At 58.1% G+C, this 21,095-nt stretch carries 23 protein-coding genes; 11 read left to right on the top strand and 12 right to left on the bottom strand.

The window, feature by feature from the left end; translation table 11 throughout:
• The 3 genes from AC2FNN_RS03735 to AC2FNN_RS03725 all read right to left on the bottom strand — a co-directional run.
• On the bottom strand, nucleotides 1-111 hold a 111-nt coding region (locus AC2FNN_RS03735; protein WP_170744588.1), incomplete at its 3' end, for a GTP-binding protein.
• Between the two features lie 112 nt (nucleotides 112-223).
• Nucleotides 224-817 carry a hypothetical protein gene (locus tag AC2FNN_RS03730; protein WP_496756673.1) on the bottom strand — a complete coding sequence of 198 codons (594 nt, stop codon included), beginning with the start codon at nucleotides 815-817 and terminating at the stop codon, nucleotides 224-226.
• Nucleotides 818-915: 98 nt separating this feature from the next.
• Nucleotides 916-3,264, bottom strand: coding sequence for a DNA topoisomerase IV subunit A (locus AC2FNN_RS03725; RefSeq protein WP_496756671.1), 2,349 nt, complete (start codon nucleotides 3,262-3,264; stop codon nucleotides 916-918).
• A gap of 203 nt (nucleotides 3,265-3,467) precedes the next feature.
• Here AC2FNN_RS03725 and AC2FNN_RS03720 point away from each other — a divergent pair, with 203 nt between their 5' ends.
• From AC2FNN_RS03720 to AC2FNN_RS03695, 6 genes are all read left to right on the top strand, one after another.
• Nucleotides 3,468-4,097 (top strand): SH3 domain-containing protein, encoded by a 630-nt coding sequence (locus tag AC2FNN_RS03720; protein WP_496756670.1) that lies wholly within the window; start codon nucleotides 3,468-3,470, stop codon nucleotides 4,095-4,097.
• 69 nt (nucleotides 4,098-4,166) lie between these two features.
• Nucleotides 4,167-4,994: an SDR family NAD(P)-dependent oxidoreductase gene (locus AC2FNN_RS03715; RefSeq protein ID WP_496756668.1), complete on the top strand. Its 828-nt coding sequence runs from the start codon at nucleotides 4,167-4,169 to the stop codon at nucleotides 4,992-4,994.
• A gap of 78 nt (nucleotides 4,995-5,072) precedes the next feature.
• A complete protein-coding gene (locus AC2FNN_RS03710; protein ID WP_117869843.1) occupies nucleotides 5,073-5,276 on the top strand; it encodes a twin transmembrane helix small protein in 204 nt (67 codons plus the stop codon).
• Nucleotides 5,277-5,849, top strand: a complete 573-nt coding sequence (locus AC2FNN_RS03705; protein ID WP_496756667.1) for a cob(I)yrinic acid a,c-diamide adenosyltransferase — start codon at nucleotides 5,277-5,279, stop codon at nucleotides 5,847-5,849.
• 191 nt (nucleotides 5,850-6,040) lie between these two features.
• Nucleotides 6,041-6,799: an electron transfer flavoprotein subunit beta/FixA family protein gene (locus AC2FNN_RS03700; protein WP_496756665.1), complete on the top strand. Its 759-nt coding sequence runs from the start codon at nucleotides 6,041-6,043 to the stop codon at nucleotides 6,797-6,799.
• Complete coding sequence (locus tag AC2FNN_RS03695) at nucleotides 6,799-7,728, top strand: electron transfer flavoprotein subunit alpha/FixB family protein (RefSeq protein ID WP_496756663.1); 930 nt, start codon at nucleotides 6,799-6,801, stop codon at nucleotides 7,726-7,728. Before AC2FNN_RS03700 ends, AC2FNN_RS03695 begins: the two co-directional genes overlap by 1 nt.
• A gap of 50 nt (nucleotides 7,729-7,778) precedes the next feature.
• Here AC2FNN_RS03695 and AC2FNN_RS03690 read toward each other — a convergent pair whose 3' ends face one another.
• The gene (locus AC2FNN_RS03690; protein WP_496756662.1) at nucleotides 7,779-8,582 is read right to left on the bottom strand and encodes a DUF6473 family protein; all 804 of its coding nucleotides are present in this window, start codon (nucleotides 8,580-8,582) and stop codon (nucleotides 7,779-7,781) included.
• A 163-nt stretch (nucleotides 8,583-8,745) separates the two neighbouring features.
• Here AC2FNN_RS03690 and AC2FNN_RS03685 point away from each other — a divergent pair, with 163 nt between their 5' ends.
• Entirely contained in the window at nucleotides 8,746-9,621 is an 876-nt protein-coding gene (locus AC2FNN_RS03685; protein ID WP_496756661.1) for a 3-hydroxybutyryl-CoA dehydrogenase, read from the top strand.
• Nucleotides 9,622-9,695: 74 nt separating this feature from the next.
• On the opposite strand, the gene AC2FNN_RS03680 is transcribed toward AC2FNN_RS03685, so the two are convergent.
• Genes AC2FNN_RS03680 through AC2FNN_RS03650 form a run of 7 tightly spaced genes read right to left on the bottom strand, consistent with a single transcriptional unit; the run spans nucleotide 9,696 to nucleotide 15,118 of the window.
• Nucleotides 9,696-10,595 (bottom strand): lysophospholipid acyltransferase family protein, encoded by a 900-nt coding sequence (locus tag AC2FNN_RS03680; RefSeq protein ID WP_496756660.1) that lies wholly within the window; start codon nucleotides 10,593-10,595, stop codon nucleotides 9,696-9,698.
• 39 nt (nucleotides 10,596-10,634) lie between these two features.
• Complete coding sequence (locus AC2FNN_RS03675) at nucleotides 10,635-10,904, bottom strand: HPr family phosphocarrier protein (protein WP_152457104.1); 270 nt, start codon at nucleotides 10,902-10,904, stop codon at nucleotides 10,635-10,637.
• Between the two features lie 16 nt (nucleotides 10,905-10,920).
• A complete protein-coding gene (locus AC2FNN_RS03670; RefSeq protein ID WP_496756658.1) occupies nucleotides 10,921-11,313 on the bottom strand; it encodes a PTS sugar transporter subunit IIA in 393 nt (130 codons plus the stop codon).
• Nucleotides 11,310-12,191, bottom strand: a complete 882-nt coding sequence (rapZ, locus tag AC2FNN_RS03665; RefSeq protein ID WP_496756657.1) for an RNase adapter RapZ — start codon at nucleotides 12,189-12,191, stop codon at nucleotides 11,310-11,312. The genes AC2FNN_RS03670 and rapZ overlap by 4 nt, the downstream gene beginning before the upstream one ends.
• Nucleotides 12,188-12,658, bottom strand: a complete 471-nt coding sequence (locus AC2FNN_RS03660; protein WP_496756656.1) for an HPr kinase/phosphorylase — start codon at nucleotides 12,656-12,658, stop codon at nucleotides 12,188-12,190. Before AC2FNN_RS03660 ends, rapZ begins: the two co-directional genes overlap by 4 nt.
• 4 nt (nucleotides 12,659-12,662) lie before the next feature.
• Nucleotides 12,663-14,381 carry an ATP-binding protein gene (locus AC2FNN_RS03655; protein WP_496756654.1) on the bottom strand — a complete coding sequence of 573 codons (1,719 nt, stop codon included), beginning with the start codon at nucleotides 14,379-14,381 and terminating at the stop codon, nucleotides 12,663-12,665.
• A 32-nt stretch (nucleotides 14,382-14,413) separates the two neighbouring features.
• The gene (locus AC2FNN_RS03650) at nucleotides 14,414-15,118 is read right to left on the bottom strand and encodes a response regulator transcription factor (protein WP_171169148.1); all 705 of its coding nucleotides are present in this window, start codon (nucleotides 15,116-15,118) and stop codon (nucleotides 14,414-14,416) included.
• 345 nt (nucleotides 15,119-15,463) lie between these two features.
• On the opposite strand from AC2FNN_RS03650, the gene AC2FNN_RS03645 reads away from it, so the two are divergent.
• From AC2FNN_RS03645 to AC2FNN_RS03635, 3 genes are all read left to right on the top strand, one after another.
• Nucleotides 15,464-17,062, top strand: a complete 1,599-nt coding sequence (locus AC2FNN_RS03645) for a phosphoenolpyruvate carboxykinase (RefSeq protein ID WP_496756653.1) — start codon at nucleotides 15,464-15,466, stop codon at nucleotides 17,060-17,062.
• 358 nt (nucleotides 17,063-17,420) lie between these two features.
• On the top strand, nucleotides 17,421-17,711 hold the full coding sequence (locus tag AC2FNN_RS03640) for a hypothetical protein (protein ID WP_152457096.1): 291 nt from the start codon (nucleotides 17,421-17,423) through the stop codon (nucleotides 17,709-17,711).
• 60 nt (nucleotides 17,712-17,771) lie between these two features.
• A complete protein-coding gene (locus tag AC2FNN_RS03635) occupies nucleotides 17,772-18,290 on the top strand; it encodes a hypothetical protein (protein WP_496756651.1) in 519 nt (172 codons plus the stop codon).
• A gap of 4 nt (nucleotides 18,291-18,294) precedes the next feature.
• Here AC2FNN_RS03635 and AC2FNN_RS03630 read toward each other — a convergent pair whose 3' ends face one another.
• Nucleotides 18,295-19,059 carry a TSUP family transporter gene (locus tag AC2FNN_RS03630; protein WP_496756650.1) on the bottom strand — a complete coding sequence of 255 codons (765 nt, stop codon included), beginning with the start codon at nucleotides 19,057-19,059 and terminating at the stop codon, nucleotides 18,295-18,297.
• A gap of 144 nt (nucleotides 19,060-19,203) precedes the next feature.
• Here AC2FNN_RS03630 and AC2FNN_RS03625 point away from each other — a divergent pair, with 144 nt between their 5' ends.
• Nucleotides 19,204-20,895, top strand: a complete 1,692-nt coding sequence (locus AC2FNN_RS03625) for an acyl-CoA dehydrogenase family protein (protein WP_496756649.1) — start codon at nucleotides 19,204-19,206, stop codon at nucleotides 20,893-20,895.
• Nucleotides 20,896-21,095: the final 200 nt, after the last annotated feature.

Below are 21,095 nucleotides of genomic sequence, written 5' to 3'. Positions count from 1 at the left end.
ACCGAAATACTTGGTGATTGCTGCGGTCAGCGTGGTCTTGCCGTGGTCAACGTGGCCAATCGTGCCGATGTTGACGTGCGGTTTTGTACGCTCAAACTTTTCCTTTGCCATTCCTCAGGCGCCCTTTTGCGATTTGGGGGACCCTTGGTCCCGTGGTTACATCTGCGCGCGCGAGATATTTGGTTCAAAGGGGAAAATCAAGCACATCCTGAGGGAAAAGCGCTTATCCTGCCGGATTTTGCGTGACCTCGACAGATTCCAACGGCTGGATCAGGTCCGGCCGTTTGTCAAACCAGCCGTTTTCCTTGTGCTCTTCAGCCAGCCATTCCTCGACACGGTCGGCTACTTTGAGGGCCAGACCGCTCATCTGTTCTTCTTTTGTGCGCTCATGCCCCGATCCTTTGAGGGCACTTCCGCCGGTGGTGTCTTCCAGCACCTGGAATTGCTTACCCTTGGCCAGAAACTCTTTTTTCTTCACGTCATAGACGTTGACCAACACAATCGCAGTGCTTTTGGGGTTGTAGATCACAGGGATCCCCGGCGGGGCCAGCATGTAACCTTCAAGGCTGATGCCAAGGTCGTATTCCTGTGAGCCTTCGTAACGCCCCAAACGAATATCAACCGCGTTCTGGATCGCTTTTGTCCATTCGTCAGGCGTGGCGTCCCGCGATACAGGTCCCTGAACGGCCTTGTCCGCAAAGGCATAATTCACACGAAGCTTGAATTCTCCGAGGGATTCAGGCGGCTCATACACCTGTGTCTGCGTGCAAGCGGCCATCAGGGCCAGTCCGGTGATCAGCGTCAGAATGCGCAACATATCTCTCGTCTCGATAGGCCTGTTTTGCTTTGATCTAACGCACCGATACGGGCTGTGCCAAGCCGTATCGGCAGAAATCCACTCGCTTTGGCGCGCGATCACGAAAATTTATAGTCACGCGGGAAGCCATAGGGTGGCTTTTTTCCGACACTGGCGCGTTTGGCCAGCCATTGCGTCATATCCGCCTCATGTCGGGTCTTGTCGCCGCCCATGGACCATTTGAGACCGTCTTCCCAATTGAACGTCGTGATGTCGGACAAGCCCCCATCCAGTTCAAGCGTTCCCTGACGGCCCCGCGCCATATTGTATTTCTGCAAACGCACACCCTTGCCGCGACCCATCTCTGGCAGTTCTTCCGTGGGGAAGACCAGGAATTTGCCGTTTTGGGACACGACAGCGACATGATCGCCTTCCACAGGCTTGCAGATCATCGCGGTCTCGTCACCCTTGACGTTCAGCACTTGTTTGCCGTTGCGCGTCTGCGCCAGCACGTCATCCTCGGGCACCATAAAACCGTTGCCTGCATCTGAGGCCACCAACAGCTTGCGCCCGGGCTTATGGATCAGAATGTCGATGATCTGTGCCTCATTGGGCAGGTCCACCATCAGGCGCAAAGGCTCGCCCATGCCGCGCCCGCCGGGCAAATTGGCTGCGCTGACGGTGTAGAAACGCCCATTCGAGGCAAAGACCAGCAAACGGTCGGTCGTTTCCGCGTGGAAGATGAAACGCGGGCCGTCACCGTCCTTAAACTTCAGTTCGCGCTTGAGGTCGATATGACCGGTCATGGCGCGAATCCAACCCATTTGCGAGCAAACGACCGTGATCGGTTCCTTGTCGATCATCGCCTCAAGCGGAACTTCTTCGACCTGTCCGGCCTCGGCAAAGCGGGTGCGGCGCGCACCGCCCTCGTAGTCTTTGCCGAAGGTCTTCTTCGTCTCTTTCAACTGCTCGGCAATCCTGGCCCATTGCAGGGCGGGATCGGCCAGCAGGTCTTCGAGGTTGGCCCGCTCCAGCATCAATTCATCGCGTTCGCGCACCAGTTCCATCTCTTCCAGACGGCGCAAGCTGCGCAGGCGCATGTTGAGGATGGCGTCAACCTGAACCTCGGACAACTCGCCCTCACCCGGTTTGGGTGAGACATAGTCGGCCTCGCTGGTGGCGCGGATGTGGTCGATGCCCCAGTCCTCGCGCATCAGCGCGGCCTTGGGGTCATCGTCATAGCGGATGATGTCGATCACACGGTCGAGGTTCAGGAAGGCAACGATAAAGCCTTCGAGCACTTCCAGCCGGTGGTCGATCTTGGCCATGCGGTGACGCGAGCGGCGGATCAGCACCTCTTGCCGGTGATCGAGGAAGGCGCGCAGCACCTCCTTCATCGAACAGACCTTGGGCGTCACCCCATCGATTAGCACGTTCATGTTTAGACTGAACCGCACCTCAAGGTCCGAGTTGCGATAGAGCATGCCCATCAGCACCTCGGGGTCCACGTTCTTTGAGCGTGGCTCGAGGATCAGACGGATATCGTCGGCGGATTCGTCGCGCACATCTGCAAGGATCGGGATTTTCTTGGTCTGGATCAGTTCCGCGATCTTTTCGATCAGCTTGGATTTCTGAACCTGATAGGGAATCTCGGTGACCACGATCTGCCACTGGCCGCGGCCCAGATCCTCGACCTCGAACTTGCAGCGCAGCCGGAACGAGCCGCGCCCGGTGCGATAGGCCTGCGCGATGTTCTCGGGCGGTTCGACGATGACGCCACCGGTCGGAAAATCCGGGCCGGGGACATAGTTCAGCAGCGTGTCGTCCCGCGCGTCGGGCGTTTTGATCAGATGCAGGCAGGCGTCGCAAAGCTCCGAGATGTTGTGCGGTGGGATGTTGGTCGCCATGCCGACGGCGATACCGCTGGCGCCGTTGGCCAAAAGATTCGGAAACTGCGCAGGCAGCACCACAGGTTCGGTCAGCGTGCCATCATAGTTGTCGCGGAAATCCACGGCGTCTTCGTTCAGACCTTCCAGCAGCGCCTCGGCCACGATGGTCATCCGCGCCTCGGTATATCGCGAGGCCGCCGGATTGTCGCCGTCGATATTCCCGAAGTTCCCCTGCCCGTCGACCAGCGGGTAACGCACGTTGAAATCCTGCGCCAGGCGCGCCATTGCGTCGTAAATCGCGGCATCGCCATGCGGGTGGTAATTGCCCATCACGTCGCCGGAAATCTTGGCGGATTTGCGAAAACCTCCGGTTGCACTGAGTCGCAGCTCTCTCATCGCATAGAGGATTCGCCGGTGCACCGGCTTCAATCCGTCCCGCGCGTCCGGCAGGGCGCGGTGCATGATGGTGGACAGCGCATAGGTCAGGTAACGCTCGCCTATCGCGCGGCGCAGCGGTTCTGCAACCTCACCCCCGTGGTCGGGGGCCTCCATGTTGGGGTCGTCGATCGTATCGTTCATACATGATGTGATACGACGCAAGAACGCCTTGGTAAAGCAAGCAACGCGTATTTTACTGGGGACAAGTCGGGCTTTTTGCAACAGGGGGAGGCAAGTCGGTGTTTTCCCCGAATTTTCGACTCTGCCCTTCTATTATGCTACCATTCCAACAATTGAATGATTGCTGCCTATTTTGTTGTTACGATTGAATTGGGGGATGCGCCATGACGCGCCTTGTACTTGTTACCTTCGCCGCACTCGGCTGGACTTTTTACGTGATGAGCGGAGGCCCCGACTTCGAGCCGCGCGGTGTCCGCACTGCGGCGCCCGAGCGTGTTGCAAATGCCCCGAGGCCTTCAAGACCAGCTATCGAACCCGCGTCCGCGGAAAGGTTGGTCGTGCGCGCTGCGGTGAAGCCTCCGGCGCCGGTCGCACCGGTCACTGAACCTGTCGCCGAGCTGGACGAAGCAGAAACCAAAGCGCTGTTGTCGCAAGTTGCAGCTGGCCTGAAGGCAAACCCATCACTGTTCGCTGACGAAAACGTCACTCTGACCCTTGCGTCGCTCGAACAGGGTCTGGCCTCTCTTGAACAGGTCACCACCGACGCCGAGCTGCCGACGGTTGAACTGCCCGCCCCGGTCGAGGCCGCCAAGGATATCCGTGAAATTTCGGGAACCCGCGTGAACCTGCGCGATGGGCCGGGGACAATCTATCCGATCATCGGCAAAGCCAGGATCGGCCAGCAGGTTGAGGTTTTTGCGGATTCAGGTACCGGCTGGTTGCGCCTGCGCGTGTTGCCGGGGCAACAGGTTGGATGGATTTCAGCATCACTCGTCCGGAAAACAACGAACTGACATCGAAGTGTCATTGCCCTGCCGCAAACCCCGCCATAGCTATGGGCGGGGATCAGGCTCGGAAGGCATATGCAGAAATCGATTCTTATCACGGGATGCTCGTCAGGCGTCGGTCTGGACGCGGCACACGGTATGCGTGCACGAGGCTGGCGCGTTTTTGCATCCTGCCGCCAACAACGCGACTGTGATCGCCTGCGTGCACAGGGGTTCGAAAGCCCCAGAATCGATTACACCGACACAGACAGCATCACGTCGGGTTTGTCTTATGTTCTTGAGGCTACAGGCGGCTCGCTGGATGCCCTTTTCAACAATGGCGCACATGGCTTGCCCGGCGCGGTTGAGGATGTTCCGACAGATGGCCTGCGCCATATATTTGAGACCAATGTCTTTGGCTGGCACGAACTGACCCGACAGGTCATTCCCGTCATGCGGGAACAGGGCCATGGCCGGATTGTGCAGTGTTCCTCGGTTCTGGGTCTTGTCGCCTTCCCGTGGCGCGGCGCATATGTTGCCACGAAATACGCGATCGAAGGGCTGACCGACACGCTGCGGCTTGAACTTCGGGATACCGACATCCACGTCGCCCTGATCGAACCCGGTCCGATCACCTCGAAACTCCGGGAAAAGGCGATCCCCATGTTCGAGAAATACATCGATTGGGAAAACTCGGCCATTCGGGAAAAATATGAAGGATCTCTGCTGAAGCGCCTTTACGAAAGCAGTGGGCCAGACCGATTTGAATTGCCCGCCTCAGCCGTCACGGACAAGCTTGCCCATGCGGTCCAGGCCCGACGCCCCAAACCACGTTACTATGTGACCACTCCGACATATATCGCCGGGATGCTGCGCCGCATTCTGCCTACAAACGCCACTGATCGAATCCTTTCGGATATCTGAGACGATATTTCCCGTTCGCTTTTCGACGCCCGGACGCTAGATGGGTGGTAATCGAAAAAAACCGGACGGTGACTTCAAATGGACCTTCTGATGGTCATTCTTCTTCTGGCCATGGCGGCAGTTGTCGTAGTGCTGGCCTTAGGCATCGCGAATTTCGGCAAAGGCGGCATGGAGGCGGCGAAGAAAAGCAACAAGATGATGCGCCTGCGCATTCTCTTTCAGTTCATCGCCGTGTTGCTGATCGTGCTTTTCGTGTATTTGCGCGGACAGGGAGTTCAATAAATGGTCGTACTCAACAAAATCTACACACGCACTGGCGATGACGGGAAAACCGCCCTGGGCAACGGAGAGCGCGTGGCAAAATATTCGGGCCGCGTCGCAGCCTATGGCACCGTGGACGAACTGAACGCTTTTGTCGGCGTGGCACGAACCGAGGCCGAAGGTGATGTCGAGATCGCGCTGTCGCGCATTCAAAACGACCTGTTTGATCTGGGTGCCGACTTCTGCCGCCCCGACATGGAAAAAGACGCCGAGGCCGATTACCCCCCTCTACGCATCGTGCCTGCCCAGATCGACCGGCTGGAAGCCGAGATCGACGCAATGAACGAGACGCTGGAACCTCTGCGCAGCTTCATCCTGCCGGGTGGCTCGCGCCTGGCAGCACATCTGCACGTCTGCCGGACCGTTTCGCGCCGGGCGGAACGGCTTGCGGTCGAGCTGTCGAATATGGAGCCCGTCAACGACGTGGCGGTCAAATACCTCAACCGTCTCAGCGATTGGTTCTTTGTTGCAGCACGTTGCGCAAATGCAAACGGGAAAGACGACGTGTTGTGGGTTCCGGGCGCGAACCGCTGATCACGAAATGCAGAGCCGCGGGTAATATTCTTTCGCCTCTTGGCAAAAAAATTGCAAAACGCGACGTCCCGACGCCATGACGTGACGATTTTGCTCTGTTGTGCCACTGCGGCAGGCGCTATCTAGTCGGTCGAGAGCATTGGTGGAGTCGCCTTCGCGGCTTGCCGTTTTTTTGAGGAGAAAGCGCTACAATGAAGGTACTGGTGCCTGTCAAACGCGTGATTGACTACAATGTGAAGGTCCGCGTGAAAGCGGACGGTAGCGGTGTTGATCTCGCCAATGTCAAAATGTCGATGAACCCGTTCGACGAGATTGCGGTGGAAGAAGCGATCCGCCTGAAAGAAGCCGGAAAGGCCGACGAGGTCGTTGCTGTTTCGATCGGCGTGAAGCAGGCGCAGGAGACGCTGCGCACGGCGCTGGCCATGGGCGCAGACCGCGCCATTCTTGTGGTCGCGGCAGATGACGTCCACCAGGACATCGAGCCTCTGGCCGTCGCCAAGATCCTGGCCAAAGTGGTCGAGGAAGAGCAGCCGGGTATCGTTCTGGCGGGCAAGCAGGCGATCGACAACGACATGAACGCCACCGGCCAGATGCTGTCGGCCCTGCTGGGCTGGAGCCAGGGAACTTTTGCCTCGGAACTGGACATCGAAGGCGACACCGCCAAGATCACCCGCGAGGTTGACGGCGGTCTGCAGACCATCAGCGTCAAGATGCCGACCATCGTGACCGTTGACCTGCGCCTGAACGAGCCGCGCTATGCGTCGCTGCCCAACATCATGAAGGCGAAGAAAAAGCCGCTGGACGAGAAGACCGCCGCCGATTACGGCGTCGACGTCACGCCGCGTCTGGAAATCGTCAAGACCGAAGAGCCGCCGGCACGTGCCGCAGGTATCATCGTGGGCTCGGTGGATGAGCTGGTTTCGAAACTCAAAGAAGCGGGGGCTGTGTAATGGCTGTTCTTCTTCTCGCAGAAGTGAACAACGGCGAATTGGCGATGGATGCGACCGCAAAGGCCGTGACCGCCGCGAAAGTGCTGGGTGACGTGACCGTTCTGGCCGCTGGTGGGTCTGCCGCTGCTGCCGGTGAGGCTGCGGCCAAGATCGACGGTGTCTCCAAGGTTCTGGTCGCCGAAGACCCGTCGCTGGGCCACCGCCTGGCGGAATCGACCGCAGCCCTGATCGTGGGCCTGGCCGACGGCTATGAGCATATCGTTGCCCCGGCCACCACCGACGCCAAGAACGTGATGCCCCGCGTCGCAGCCCTGCTGGACGTGATGGTGATCTCGGATGCCTCGGGCGTGGTCGATGGCTCGACGTTTGAGCGCCCGATCTATGCGGGCAACGCGATCCAGACCGTCAAGTCGAACGACGCCAAGAAGGTTGTCACCATCCGGACCGCCAGCTTTGACGCTGCCGGCGAAGGTGGTTCGGCCGCGGTCGAGACCGTGTCGGTCGGCGAAAACCCCGGCCTGTCGGAATGGGTCGAAGACAAGGTGGCCGAAAGCGACCGTCCAGAGCTGACCTCGGCCGGCGTCGTTGTTTCGGGCGGCCGTGGGGTCGGCTCCGAAGAGGACTTCAAACTGATCGAAGGGTTGGCCGACAAGCTGGGCGCTGCGGTTGGCGCGTCGCGTGCAGCTGTTGACTCGGGCTATGCACCGAACGACTGGCAGGTGGGTCAGACCGGCAAGGTTGTTGCCCCGGATCTGTATGTCGCCGTCGGCATTTCGGGCGCGATCCAGCACCTAGCCGGCATGAAGGACTCGAAGGTCATCGTGGCGATCAACAAGGACGAAGAGGCGCCGATCTTCCAGGTCGCCGATTTCGGCCTGGTCGCGGACCTGTTCCAGGCGGTACCGGAACTGACCGAAAAGCTCGGCTGAACCGGATATCCGGATTGATCTGCAAAGGCCCGCCAATAGGCGGGCCTTTTTCAATTCAGGTTCCGCAAGGCGATCAGCAGATGATCGGCAATTTCTCGATGCGCGGACGGGCCGATCATATGTTCCGCAATCGGCTGCTGAAGCGTCCCGAACATTACGTCTTCGAGATCATCTGATCGAGCGGATACAGCGACCGAAACCTCGACGACATCTGCGCATAGCGGGCGTAGCTGTTCGATCATGGCGGTGTCGGGCAGGATATGGTCGACATGCGATCCGGTTTGCCGCTGCACATGCAGCCAAAGCAGAACCAAGCCGGGTTCGATCCGTTCTATCAAGTCCCCGGTGGCGCGTATCCAGACCTCTCGCAGTTCCTGCGCTACGACTTCGAATCGTGCGTCTTCTGTTGCGCTTAGCCGCTCCAACAAATGGCGCACAAAATGGATTTCCGTGAAGTCAACATCCGGGTACAGCCCCAGCAAGTCCGCGGTGGGTTCAAGGAACCGATCGTTGCGACGCGGGTGTACGCGGTAAAACCGGTTCGATTGGCGCAGAAGATCGGGTGCCTGCAACACGCACAGGTCTGACCGATTGGCCAGATTCAGCACCCCCAGATCAGTGGACAACGCTTCGACTCCGCAAAACAGGCTGCCGAAGTTGACGCATGGCTTTCCCAATCGCTTCTCAAGCACGGCAGGAAACGGGTCATCGACGAATCTGCCGAAGGTTTCCTCTCCTCCCAGACAGGCCACATAGGGTTGGTCCAACGTGCCGGGTGGACCCCGGAACCAAAGTTTCGAATTGGTATACTGGCAGGCGGACTCCCTGCCGCTGTTTGTCTGATGAAAGCTCATATCAAGCCCCCCGTTTTCTCACCCGGTGCCATCTTGCGGCCATAGATATTGAGATTTTCCTAATGCGCGCATTTGAAGCAAAATTGACCGCCGCGATCCTCTTGCCGCCTGCCCCGGTCTGCCGATACTGTCGCGGTATCCTCCAGGGCAAAGGCAGCAGAACATGGAAGTTAAATCGGTCGGGGTGATTGGCGCGGGACAAATGGGCAACGGCATTGCTCATGTCTTGGCGTTGGCGGAATACGACGTCTTGCTGAATGATGTCAGCCAGGATGCTTTGGAAAGCGCCATTTCCACAATCGAAGGCAACATGGCACGGCAGGCGTCGCGCGGTAAAATCACCGACGAGGCGATGAGGGCTGCGCTGAAACGGATTACGACCACGCTTGAGCTGCCGAAACTGGGCCAAACCGATCTGGTTATCGAGGCGGCAACCGAGCGGGAAACGATCAAACAGGCGATATTCGAGGACCTGCAACCGCACCTGCTGCCGCATACGATTCTGACGTCAAATACATCCTCGATTTCCATCACCCGGCTGGCAAGCCGCACGGACCGGCCGGAACGGTTCATGGGTTTTCATTTCATGAACCCTGTCCCTGTTATGCAGCTTGTGGAGTTGATCCGCGGCATCGCCACGGATGAAGACACCTTCAGCGCCTGCAAAGCGGTGGTGGACCGGTTGGGCAAAACGGCGGCCAGCGCCGAGGACTTTCCGGCCTTTATCGTGAACCGGATCCTGATGCCTATGATCAACGAGGCGGTCTACACGCTCTATGAAGGTGTGGGCAACGTTCAATCCATCGACCAGTCCATGAAACTTGGGGCGAATCATCCCATGGGCCCGCTTGAATTGGCGGACTTCATCGGGTTGGACACCTGTCTGGCGATCATGAACGTGCTGCATGACGGGTTGGCCGATACCAAATACCGCCCCTGCCCCCTGCTGACGAAATATGTCGAGGCCGGGTGGCTGGGGCGCAAGACCGAGCGCGGCTTTTATGATTACCGAGGCGAAGTTCCGGTGCCGACACGCTGAAGGGGGCCAGCCCCCTCGCCCGGACTTTGTCCGGGCTCACCCCCGGGATATTTTTGGCCAGATGAAGACGCGGGTCAGGTCTGTTCCGACTTGCCCAGAGACATGGTGTGATTTCTGAGCCAGGCCATGAAACCGCGCGGGTCGCGTTCCAGCAGTTCCATGTCGCGGTCCGAAATCGGTTCGCCGAGCACCGGCGACTGAGGTTTGTTGCAGGATCGGACGATCTCGTGCAGCAACAATCCCTGCCGGAGAATTGCAGAGACCCGGTTAGCGATCTGATACCAGCGCGAATTGCTGCCAGGAAAGAAAATCGGCACCACACGCGCGCCTGAACGGCGGATCATCTTGGCGGTGAACACGTTCCATTCCCGCTCGATCGCAGGCCCGAACCAATCATCCGAGGACATCACGACGCCGGATGGGAACAGCGCCACAACGCCACCGTTTTTGAGATGTTCCATGGCTTTGCCGCGCATTTCCAGCATCTTGGCCTGCGCCTCGGGGTCATGTGGAAACGGAACCGGAATCATGAATGACGTGGCCGCTTCGTCCAGCCCTGTCAGGACCGAACGGGTCAGAATGCGGTAATCACTGCGTACCCGGCCGATCAGTTCTGCCAAAATCATGCCATCGACCATACCGTGCGGGTGGTTCGCGACAACAACAACCGGGCCGGTCTTGGGGATACGGTCAATCTGTTCCTGCGGCGTGGTCAGGTCGATTCCCATAGTCTCGAGGGCACCGCCCCAGAACCTCTGGCCACGATAGTATTCGTTCTTCTTTTCGAACTTGTTGACCATGCGCAAAATGGTCAGCTTGCCTGTGCACCACTCGATGGCCCGAATGGCGGTTGCAGTCCAGGCATCATCGAATGAATTCGCATAGGTCAGCGTTCTACGGTCGTAGATCTCACCCTGATCTGCGGTCCCATCCACCACCGGGCTTGTCTTGGTCTCGTGCGTCGTTTCCGCCAATTCCTGGTCTTCCCGTTCTTCCTGTCCCGGCGGGGCGGCTTAGAACCCCTCTCCGAACTTGTCGTTCACAAGCGTTTCCAGAGCTTCTGCCAATGCCTCAGCATCCGGCCCGGACGTCTCGACGTCAATAGTTGTTCCGCGCGATGCTGCCAACATCAAAAGGCCCATGATGCTGTCGCCCGATGCAGAAAGTCCGTCTTTTGACACCTCAGCATGTGCATCGAACCCCTCTACAACCTCGACCAGCTTTGCCGAGGCGCGTGCATGCAGGCCCTTTTCATTGATAATTTTCAGGCTTCGGCTCGTCATATTCAATAATCCGCTTTCAATCCAATGTCACATTCTGCGCATTGATGTACTTCCGTCCAGCCTCCATTGCCTGGCGGACGGCATCACCAATGGGCAAGTGGCGGCTTTTGGCCAATTTGATCAGCATCGGCAGGTTTGCCCCATACAGAATACGCCGGTCCTGAGGCGCGCAGGCACGCAGGCTGAGATTCGAAGGGCTGCCGCCATAGAGGTCGGTGACGACAACCACACCATCGCCGGTGTCCACTTCGTCCGCGGCGCGGCAGATTTCGGCCTGTTTTTCGTCCCGGTCATGGTCAGCCTCTATCGCGACCGCCACGAGGCTGGCCTGTGGTCCGACCACGTGTTGCATCGCGGCCAGGTATTCCTGAGCCAACCCCCCATGTGCAACGATCACAATTCCGATCAATCCGACCTCACATTCAACGACCGACGTTCCATCTCGCGATGCCTAATTGCCACCTGCTGCCCGTCTTCCGCAAGGGCCTTTGCAACGGCTTCTGCCAGGGCAACTGATCTGTGCTGGCCCCCGGTGCACCCAAACGCCACGGAAAGATGCGCTTTGCCCTCGGCCCGAAAGGCTGGCAGCAGCAGGGTCAGCAAGCCCAACACACGTTCAAAAAACGGTAAGTAGTTAGCGTCTGACTGCACATAGTGCGCAACGTCAGGGTGTCGACCATCCGCTGCGCGAAATTCCGGGCGCCAGTACGGATTCGTCAGAAATCTGCAATCGAACACCATGTCCAATCCGCGCGGCAGGCCGCGTTTGTAGGAAAAGGATTCGATGGAAACCGCCAGATGCCGCCCGCTTTGCGGGGCGAACCAGTTCTCGACCTCTTCCCGCAGCTGGTGCACGTTCAGAAGGCTGGTGTCGATCAGCGTATCCGCAATCTCACGTATCGGCGCCAGCAGCTCTTTTTCACGCTGAACGCCGGTTTCCGGGCTGGCATTCTTGGCGACGGGATGCCGCCTTCGGGTTTCTGAAAACCTGCGCACCAGAACATCATCACTGCAATCCAGATACAGAACCGTCAGATCGACCTGCGCCAAACGGCCCAGCTTTTCAGCCAATTCTATAAAACCGATCGTCGAAAAATCACGGTTGCGGGCATCTATGCCCAATGCCATGGGACGGTCGCTGTCCGCGCTGTCGAGCAAGCGCAGCAAAAGCCCCATCGGCAGGTTATCGATGGCTTCAAAGCCCAGATCTTCCAGCACATGAATGGCTGTGGATCTGCCTGCACCAGAGGGCCCCGTTACAAGTACGATCCGTCTTTGCGATGTCATGTGTTCGGCCATTCCGGGTTTACGCGCCCATTTCCTAGAAGCTGCATCATCGCTACAGCCAAGTTGGGCACGCCCGCGCCCCGAAGCAAGGGAACAGTTTGCCTCAGTACGGAAACCGTCAAAGGGCCGGGCAGACGCTCGGGCTCTGGCTGATCCAGATCCACCACGTAATCCAATGGAACCGGCCCCCCAGGCTCGGCTTTGATCAAGCCAATCTGGCGTGCCTCGATCAAACCGCGGATCTGCGATACTGCCGAGGCGATCACGCGATTCTGCTGCATCTCCAAATTGACGCGGTCATCGGCGACCAGTTCCGCACCGAACGCCATCATTTGCAACGCCACCCCGGACTTCCCTGTGCCGGACGCCCCGATGATCAAAAGCCCGCGTCCGGCAACCGAAACGCAGGAGGCATGAACACAGGCGCTGTCCTGATCTTTCGCAAGTGACACCGAATCAATATGCATGGACTTAGACGGGCAGCCCCACGACAAAGCGGGCACCCAGCGGATCCGATGTGATATCGGCCTCTGTCGGGCGAATGTTCTCAGCCCAGATCACCCCGCCATGGGCTTCGACTATCTGCTTGGAGATCGCCAAGCCAAGGCCCGAGTTATTGCCGAAATGTTCCGCCGGACGCTGCGAGTAGAAACGCTTGAACACTTTGGTAAGCGCCTGTTCGGGAATCCCAGGGCCGGTGTCTTCGACAACCACCAGCACGCGGTTGTCCCGCTGCCGGACCCAGACGCGAATTGCGTCATTTTCCTCGCAGAACGAAATCGCGTTGGTGATAAGATTGACAAAGACCTGCGCAAGACGCGCTTCCAGCCCGTTGATCACAATTGGCTCAGAAGGAAGATCCGTAATGTAATCGATGCCCTTGGAGCGCGCGTCCTCACCCAGATACTGGCCGAGATTGCCCAGCAGCTTGAGCAGGTCAAAGGGCTGCTCTTCTTCCTTGACCAGTTCCGCATCCAGACGCGACGCATTAGAAATGTCGCTGACCAGCCGGTCCAGACGCCGTACGTCATGTTCAATCACGTCCAGCAGCTTGTCGCGCTGATCCTCGCGCTTGACCATTCGCAGCGTTCCCACGGCGGATTGCAGGCTGGCCAGCGGGTTTTTGATTTCATGGGCGACATCGGCGGCAAACTGTTCGTTTGCGTCGATCCGGTTGTAGAGCGCGGTCACCATACCCCGCAAAGCGCGGCTGAGGCGTCCGATTTCATCAGGACGGGCGCTGAGGTCAGGAATGCGGATACGCCCGGGATTGACCCCCGTGCCCCGGTCTTTGCCCATCTCTGCCGCGGATGCCAGATCGGCCAGCGGGTTGGCAATGGTCGAGGCCAGTACAAGGCTGAGGCCCACGGATACCAGCAGTGCCACGACAAACATCTGAAGAATGCGCTCCTGCTCGCGGCGGGCAAGCGCGTCGATTTCGCCAGCCGGGCCGGTAATGGCCACCGCGCCGGCGGGTACGTCCTCATAAAGAATTGGTGCAGCAGCCACGATGACCGTCTCACCCGCGCCATCCTGTACCGCCTGCACCTGACTCTGACCGGCAATCGCTTGCGGAATAATGGTCTGAACACGCTGCGCCAGCGTCGGCGCCTCGGTTTCAGTCGACCAGTTGAGCAGGTTCGACAAACCCGTCCAGACGGCATGCAGCGTGTCGCTGATCACCGTACTGCCGGTTTGAATCTCGGCCTCGGATCGCAGAAGAACCGGCATGTCAGAGGCTTGCGGGGCACCACGTGTCCAGCCGATCAACGTGCCACTGGCGTCATAAACAAAAACCTCGCCCCCTTCGGGCAAGGTAAGGCCAGACAAGGTATCCTTGACGTCCAGGTTCCCGGCATTCTGCCCGGTTTGCTGTACGCCCTGACGCAACTGGGTTTCAAAAACGTTGCTGACAAGTTGCGCATCGCCCAGCAGATTGCGGGCGGTCTGCTGAACCTTCTCTTTTCGCGAGTCGTCCAGATACAACAACCCGGTGACCAGGATCACCAGAGCGATCAGGTTGAACGTGATGATTTTGCGCGCCAAGGGTGAACCACGCAGCGAAAACAGGTTCCTCCGCGATCGCTTTTCCCTCAGCTCCGCTGACTCGGGGTCCTGGGGAATGACCCAGTCATCCCCAAGAACGACGTCACCGTCGCGCAATTCGCTGGCTTGTTCGGTGTCGCGCACGAGACCCCATTACCTCTTGCAGGCGGCCGCGCCTATTCTTCGTTGTACCGGTAACCGATACCATACAAGGTTTCGATCGCCGAGAACTCGGGATCAGCCGCGCGCATCTTCTTGCGCAGACGCTTGATGTGGCTGTCAATCGTCCGGTCATCAACATAAACCTGATCATCATAGGCGACATCCATCAGCTGGTCGCGGCTTTTGACGAATCCCGGACGTTGGGCCAGCGCCTGAAGCAGCAGGAACTCGGTCACGGTCAGGGACACATCATTGCCTTTCCAGCTGACCGCATGGCGCAGCGGGTCCATCCGCAAGTCGCCGCGTTCCATGACTTTGGTGTCATTGCTGTTGGATGCGACTGCATCGCCGCTTGTCGCCTCTTGGCGGCGCAGCAAAGCCCGAATGCGTTCGACCAACAAACGCTGCGAAAAAGGCTTCTTTACATAGTCATCCGCGCCCATGCGCAGGCCCAGAACCTCGTCGATCTCATCGTCTTTCGAGGTCAGGAAGATCACCGGCATCTGCGTCTTCTGACGCAGCCGTTGCAACAGGTCCATGCCGTCCATCCGCGGCATCTTAATATCCAGAACAGCCATGTCCGGCAGTTTCTTGTTGAACGCATCCAACGCGGCCTGGCCATCATTATACGTTTCAACCTCGAAACCTTCGGCTTCGAGGGTCATGGATACAGACGTCAGAATGTTTCTATCGTCATCCACAAGTGCAATCTTTGACATCGGGCTCACCCCTATTCCTGCTCACTCGCGCAATAATTCGCTTATTTGTAAGGCATTGTTGGCGGTTTTAAGACGCCGAATCAATCCGTAACTGCGAATCGTGCCTTTGTTGCGGCAGGTCTGCGGCAAATTTGCCTTTATGCCCGCAAAAATATGCCCGGTTCTCGGTCATTGAATTTGTGATGGCGCTAAACCCGGACTTGGTTGCGCTAACTGCGTCAAACCCGCCTGTTCATGTCCTGAACGACCATGATAAGACGCGCTCAGCCGCCGGTTTTCCCGGTACACTGCCCCAAAGGCGCCTCAGGGCCCAAAGCCCCCGCGCCGCCACAGGAGAAGACACACATGACATCTGGACGGGTTAACCCGCAATTCCGCCTCGAGGATCAGGGCATCGAGGGTCTGGGCAATGTCTATTATAACTTCATGGAACCGGCGCTGATCGAAGAAGCGCTGAAGCGCGGCGAAGGCACACTTGGCAATGGCGGTGCGTTCCTGGTTACCACCGGTAAGTTCACCGGCCGGTCACCCAAGGACAAACACGTCGTCAAGACCGACAGCGTTGCCGACACCATCTGGTGGGAAAACAATGCCGAAATGAGCCCCGAAGGCTTTGACGCGCTGTACGAAGACATGCTGGCCCACATGAAGGGCCGCGACTATTTCGTGCAGGACCTCGTCGGTGGCGCGGACCCGGCTTACGCAATCAATGTACGAATGATCACCGAACTGGCGTGGCACAACCTGTTCATCCGCCACCTGCTGCGTCGCCCGGACCGCGAAGATCTGGATGAGTTCACGGCCGATTTCACTGTCATCAACTGCCCCAGCTTTCAGGCCGACCCGGCAAAGCATGGCTGCCGCAGCGAGACTGTGATTGCGATGAACTTCGACCGCAAACTGATCCTGATCGGCGGCACTGAATATGCCGGTGAAAACAAGAAGTCCGTTTTCACACTGCTGAACTACATGCTTCCCGAAAAAGGTGTGATGCCGATGCACTGTTCGGCCAACCATGCCGTTGGCAACCCGGTCGACACCGCCGTGTTCTTTGGCCTGTCCGGTACCGGCAAAACCACCTTGTCCGCCGATCCTTCGCGCATTCTGATCGGGGATGACGAGCACGGCTGGTCGGATCGCGGCACCTTCAACTTCGAAGGCGGTTGCTATGCCAAGACCATCAACCTGAATGCCGAGGCAGAGCCGGAAATTTACGCCACCACTTCGAAGTTCGGAACCGTGATCGAAAACATGGTCTTCGACCCCGAAACCAAGGAACTGGATTTCGATGATGACTCGCTGACCGCCAACATGCGCTGCGCCTATCCGCTTGAATATATCTCGAACGCATCCAAAAGCGCACTGGGTGGTCACCCGAAGAATATCATCATGCTGACCTGCGATGCGTTTGGCGTTCTGCCACCGATCGCGCGGTTGACGCCGGCCCAGGCCATGTATCACTTCCTGTCGGGTTTCACGTCAAAAGTTGCCGGGACCGAACGTGGCATCACCGAGCCGCAGCCGACATTCTCGACCTGTTTTGGCGCGCCGTTCATGCCCCGTCGCCCTGAGGAATACGGCAACCTGCTGCGGGACAAGATCGCTCAGCACGGCGCGACCTGCTGGCTGGTCAACACCGGCTGGACCGGCGGCGCCTATGGTGTCGGCAGCCGGATGCCGATCCGCGCGACGCGCGCCTTGCTGACCGCCGCTCTGGACGGCTCGTTGCGCGACGCCGAGTTCCGCAAGGATGCCAATTTCGGCTTTGACGTTCCGGTCTCGGTGCCGGGAGTTGCCGAAGTCCTGCTGGACCCGCGCCGTACCTGGGACGATCAGGCCGCATTCGACAAACAGGCCGAAAAACTGGTGCAGATGTTTGCCGAGAACTTTGAACAATATCTGCCCTTCATCGATGACGACATCAAAGCCGTCGCAATCGGATAAATCAGGAAAAGGGGCCACAGCGCCCCTTTTTTTTTACACCTACTGCGCTTCTCCCTAAGGTTGTTTGTCGCAAAAAGCACATACAATTGCGTTGTTTCAAAATGAAATTTGCGCTAGCCCTGATAATCGCTGAGACGAAAAAACCCGGCACTTTTGCGCCGGGCACTGACTGAAATTAGATTGGGGGTCGCTCATGTGCGCACACTCACAACGCTGGATTGAGCAACCTAATCAGTCACCTAGTCTAAGTAAATGGGGATGAGTGTCAACACGAGACCTGCTGACTTGCGCGTCATTCAGTATGGCTCAAACAGTCGCAATTAGGCGGCAAATGGCACGGCAAACGATAGGTAACATTATGACTGAGATCTCGAAACTCACCGAACTGCGCAAATTGATGCAAAGCATGGAGCGTACTTTAGGCCTGGAAAAACTATCTCCGGTTGAACGCGACATCTACTATGCCGCCGAAGAGCTTTCCAAGTCCGATCAGGAAGTGCGCACATTCGGCCTGATCGAGCACACGTTGGTTCAAAGTGTTTCGCGCCCGACATTCTTTCGCGCGCTGAAATCGCTGGTCGAAAAAGGCTATCTTTCTCAAAGCGGCAGCGCCAACCGGGGACGGTACATCGTTCATGCACCCAAATGATGCGTTCCACACGCGCAAGAGGCCGTGATTACTTTGCGCGGGTGGGCTACTGAAACGCTTATGGCCTCTTTGGCCTATGTGCTGGCGTCGTTCCTTACATTCGCCGTCCTCATGCCGTTGCAGAACGTGTTTTTTCCGGAATACCCAAGCAGGGCGAGCCTGTTGTTTTTGCCGCATGGCGTGCGGGTTCTGTCGGCGTGGCTGTTGGGGTGGCGCGCCGTTTTCGCATTGTTGCCCGGCGTCTTCATCGTTTTTGCCTATTTGGGTGGAATGGATGTGTTTCTGCCCAGCCGCCTGATGGCCATGGCGATTGCAGTTCTGACCGTCCCGGCCGTTTTCTATCTTCTCAAGGCAATCGGGTGTGATCTGTTTCCCCGTCCGGATCGCAAACCCTGTTGGATATGTGTGATGGGAGTCGGAATCATAACGTCCTTCCTTGTCTCCGGGTTGACCAACCTGGCTTTTGGCAGCGCGACGGTGGAATATATCGCATTTCTGATCGGCGATATCTCGGGCTTGTTCTTCCTGATGCTGGGCCTGTATTTTGCTTTCCGGTTTGCCGACAAGCGCTCGGGCTGAGGTGTTACCCCACCAAACCACGTCGCAGCAGGTTCAGGCCCGCAATCAGCAATACCAACAAGGTCGCCTTGCGAAAGCTTGCCTGATCAATACGGTCCTGCAATTTCATGCCGATCCACATCCCGACCATGGCCGGCAAGATCAGAGCTGCGGAAAACTGAAGTGTTTCTGCATGCAGGATGCCTGATCCAAGATGTGCGGCCAGCAGCAAAACCGCCCCCAAACCATAGATAACACCCTGAATTCGAATCTGTTCGGTCTTGGGGGTGTTCAGCGCCGTCAGATAGGCAACTGTCGGAGGCCCCCAAACTCCTGACATGCCGCCGACAAACCCCGCCACGCCACCTACAAGGGCTTCGATTGCGGTCGACGGTTGGCTCAGCGCCATTCTGAACCCAAGAACCTGCAACAGCGCAAAAAACGACACAAAACCGCCCATCAAAACCAGAAAGACAGACCCCGGGATCAAAGCGACCAACTGCGCGCTCAGCAGCAGGAAAAGACCGCCGACAACAAGGAAAACCCTAAACCGCCGAATCGATGCGACCGCAGCAGCGCGACCACCGCGAAGGGCCTGCTGCCCATTGGTCACCAGCGTCGGCAGGATAAGTCCCGCCAAGGCCAGATCCGGCGGCAGGAATGAATTCAACCCCGATACCAAAATCATGGGCATTGCGAAACCAACCATGCCCTTGACCCACCCAGAGGCAAACGCGATTGCCATGGCCAACAACAGTTCCTGCGGGGACAGAATGGAAAACAGGGTCATGTCCCCTAGATATCATCTGGATTTTCTTCTGCATTGCAAAAATGACGGCGTAATTTTTGAACTTTTTCGCAGCGTAATAAGTATTTTTGTTGCGCTGCACGTGCAGCATGATATGACCAGACGACCGAGGAAAGGACGCGATTCATGGCCCACGACGGACAGGATATGACCGAGATGACAACTGCTGCAGTTTTGCCCGATCTTCTGAATTTGACCCGGGCTGCCCTACCCGCGGTAGAAGCCGTTTTTGAAATAGCCCGTGAATCCGTGCGCGGCATGGTCTCGGCGGATGGCCGTATCTCTGGCGCTCTGATCGAGGCGAACCAGACCGCCGCGCATGGGCTGGCATGGCTGGCCACGTATAATCAGTCGCTGCGACAAATGCAGCGCTGGGCCGAAGCACTTCAGGCCGAAGGTAAGTTCGGCGAGGTCGAGCAATTGCTTCACCAGATAGCCTTTGGCGAGTATCTGCATCAGGTCGTAGGTGGCATCCCGATGAACCAGGGCGAGGTCGTGCGCCTTCAGGATATGGGCCTCGGCTGGGATGCGCTGTCGGGCTTTCAGTCGTCCGAAGTACAGACCTTGATGGCGCGGGCAAATTCACAAGCCGCACGCAGCCGTTTGGTCGAGCTGATGCAGGATCAGGCCGGCGCCACCATGTTCGGCGCGTCGGGTCTGGACGAAGAACTTGAGATGATCCGCGACCAGTTCCGCCGCTATGCGCAGGAAAAGGTCGAACCGTATGCGCATGAATGGCACCTCAAGGATGAGCTGATCCCGCTGGAAATCATCGAAGAACTGGCGGAAATGGGTGTTTTCGGGCTGACCATCCCGGAAGAGTTTGGCGGTTTCGGCCTGTCCAAGGCATCCATGTGCGTCGTGTCCGAAGAACTGTCGCGTGGCTATATCGGCGTCGGCTCGCTGGGCACCCGTTCGGAAATCGCGGCCGAGTTGATCATCGCCGGCGGCACGGAAGAGCAAAAGGCCAACTGGCTGCCAAAACTGGCCAGCGCCGAAATTCTGCCGACGGCTGTCTTTACTGAACCCAACACCGGTTCGGATCTTGGCAGCCTGCGCACCCGTGCCGTGAAGGACGAGAACGGTAATTACCAGATCACCGGCAACAAGACTTGGATCACCCACGCCGCGCGGACCCATGTCATGACTTTGCTGGCGCGGACCGATCCCGACAGCACCGATCACCGCGGCCTGTCCATGTTCCTGGCAGAAAAGACACCGGGCACGGACGACAATCCCTTCCCCACCCCCGGCATGACCGGTGGTGAGATCGAGGTTCTGGGCTATCGCGGCATGAAGGAATACGAGCTGGGCTTTGACGGCTTCCATGTCAATGGTGAAAACCTGCTGGGCGGTGAAGAAGGCAAGGGCTTCAAGCAGCTTATGGAAACCTTCGAAAGTGCCCGCATCCAGACGGCCGCGCGTGCAATCGGCGTGGCGCAAAGCGCGCTGGATATCGCCATGCAATATGCCATCGACCGCAAGCAATTCGGCAAGTCGCTGATCAATTTCCCGCGCGTGTCGGGCAAGCTGGCGATGATGGCGGTCGAGATCATGATCGCGCGTCAGCTGACCTATTTCAGCGCATGGGAAAAAGACCACGGCCAGCGCTGTGACCTTGAGGCCGGTATGGCCAAGCTGCTGGGTGCGCGTGTGGCCTGGGCTGCGGCGGACAACGGGCTGCAAATCCACGGCGGAAACGGCTTTGCGCTGGAATACAAGATCAGCCGCGTTCTGTGTGACGCGCGTATCCTCAACATTTTCGAAGGGGCTGCCGAAATTCAGGCACAGGTCATCGCACGACGTCTGCTCGGGTGACCCAATCCGGCAGCCCTGTTTCCCCGACTGGCCCGGCGCTTGCGCCGGGTCTTTTTCTTGTTTTGCACAATCTGTAGCCGGTCCGAACCATGCAGAGTACGTTTTGTACAAAACATACCATCGCCCCTCGCAGCCCGCGTGACGGTCACAAATGACCCACGTGTTTCAAAACTTCCCCCTTTGATCCCGCCCCTTTCACC

The sequence above is a fragment of the Ruegeria sp. BHSA118 genome, from assembly GCF_059613405.1.
The sequence above is the reverse complement of the archived record's forward strand: the minus strand, read 5'-3'. Positions and strand labels throughout refer to the sequence as shown.

What these genes read in the sequence shown, in the direction of transcription:
- AC2FNN_RS03695 (WP_496756663.1), top strand. Translation starts at nt 6,799, where the DNA reads ATGGCTGTTCTTCTTCTCGCAGAAGTGAACAACGGCGAATTGGCGATG.
- AC2FNN_RS03700 (WP_496756665.1), top strand. Translation starts at nt 6,041, where the DNA reads ATGAAGGTACTGGTGCCTGTCAAACGCGTGATTGACTACAATGTGAAG.
- AC2FNN_RS03640 (WP_152457096.1), top strand. Translation starts at nt 17,421, where the DNA reads ATGACTGAGATCTCGAAACTCACCGAACTGCGCAAATTGATGCAAAGC.
- AC2FNN_RS03660 (WP_496756656.1), bottom strand. Translation starts at nt 12,658, where the DNA reads ATGCATATTGATTCGGTGTCACTTGCGAAAGATCAGGACAGCGCCTGT.
- AC2FNN_RS03690 (WP_496756662.1), bottom strand. Translation starts at nt 8,582, where the DNA reads ATGAGCTTTCATCAGACAAACAGCGGCAGGGAGTCCGCCTGCCAGTAT.
- rapZ (WP_496756657.1), bottom strand. Translation starts at nt 12,191, where the DNA reads ATGACATCGCAAAGACGGATCGTACTTGTAACGGGGCCCTCTGGTGCA.
- AC2FNN_RS03635 (WP_496756651.1), top strand. Translation starts at nt 17,772, where the DNA reads ATGGCCTCTTTGGCCTATGTGCTGGCGTCGTTCCTTACATTCGCCGTC.
- AC2FNN_RS03645 (WP_496756653.1), top strand. Translation starts at nt 15,464, where the DNA reads ATGACATCTGGACGGGTTAACCCGCAATTCCGCCTCGAGGATCAGGGC.
- AC2FNN_RS03685 (WP_496756661.1), top strand. Translation starts at nt 8,746, where the DNA reads ATGGAAGTTAAATCGGTCGGGGTGATTGGCGCGGGACAAATGGGCAAC.
- AC2FNN_RS03705 (WP_496756667.1), top strand. Translation starts at nt 5,277, where the DNA reads ATGGTCGTACTCAACAAAATCTACACACGCACTGGCGATGACGGGAAA.
- AC2FNN_RS03625 (WP_496756649.1), top strand. Translation starts at nt 19,204, where the DNA reads ATGGCCCACGACGGACAGGATATGACCGAGATGACAACTGCTGCAGTT.
- AC2FNN_RS03630 (WP_496756650.1), bottom strand. Translation starts at nt 19,059, where the DNA reads ATGACCCTGTTTTCCATTCTGTCCCCGCAGGAACTGTTGTTGGCCATG.
- AC2FNN_RS03730 (WP_496756673.1), bottom strand. Translation starts at nt 817, where the DNA reads ATGTTGCGCATTCTGACGCTGATCACCGGACTGGCCCTGATGGCCGCT.
- AC2FNN_RS03675 (WP_152457104.1), bottom strand. Translation starts at nt 10,904, where the DNA reads ATGACGAGCCGAAGCCTGAAAATTATCAATGAAAAGGGCCTGCATGCA.
- AC2FNN_RS03720 (WP_496756670.1), top strand. Translation starts at nt 3,468, where the DNA reads ATGACGCGCCTTGTACTTGTTACCTTCGCCGCACTCGGCTGGACTTTT.
- AC2FNN_RS03725 (WP_496756671.1), bottom strand. Translation starts at nt 3,264, where the DNA reads ATGAACGATACGATCGACGACCCCAACATGGAGGCCCCCGACCACGGG.
- AC2FNN_RS03650 (WP_171169148.1), bottom strand. Translation starts at nt 15,118, where the DNA reads ATGTCAAAGATTGCACTTGTGGATGACGATAGAAACATTCTGACGTCT.
- AC2FNN_RS03715 (WP_496756668.1), top strand. Translation starts at nt 4,167, where the DNA reads ATGCAGAAATCGATTCTTATCACGGGATGCTCGTCAGGCGTCGGTCTG.
- AC2FNN_RS03710 (WP_117869843.1), top strand. Translation starts at nt 5,073, where the DNA reads ATGGACCTTCTGATGGTCATTCTTCTTCTGGCCATGGCGGCAGTTGTC.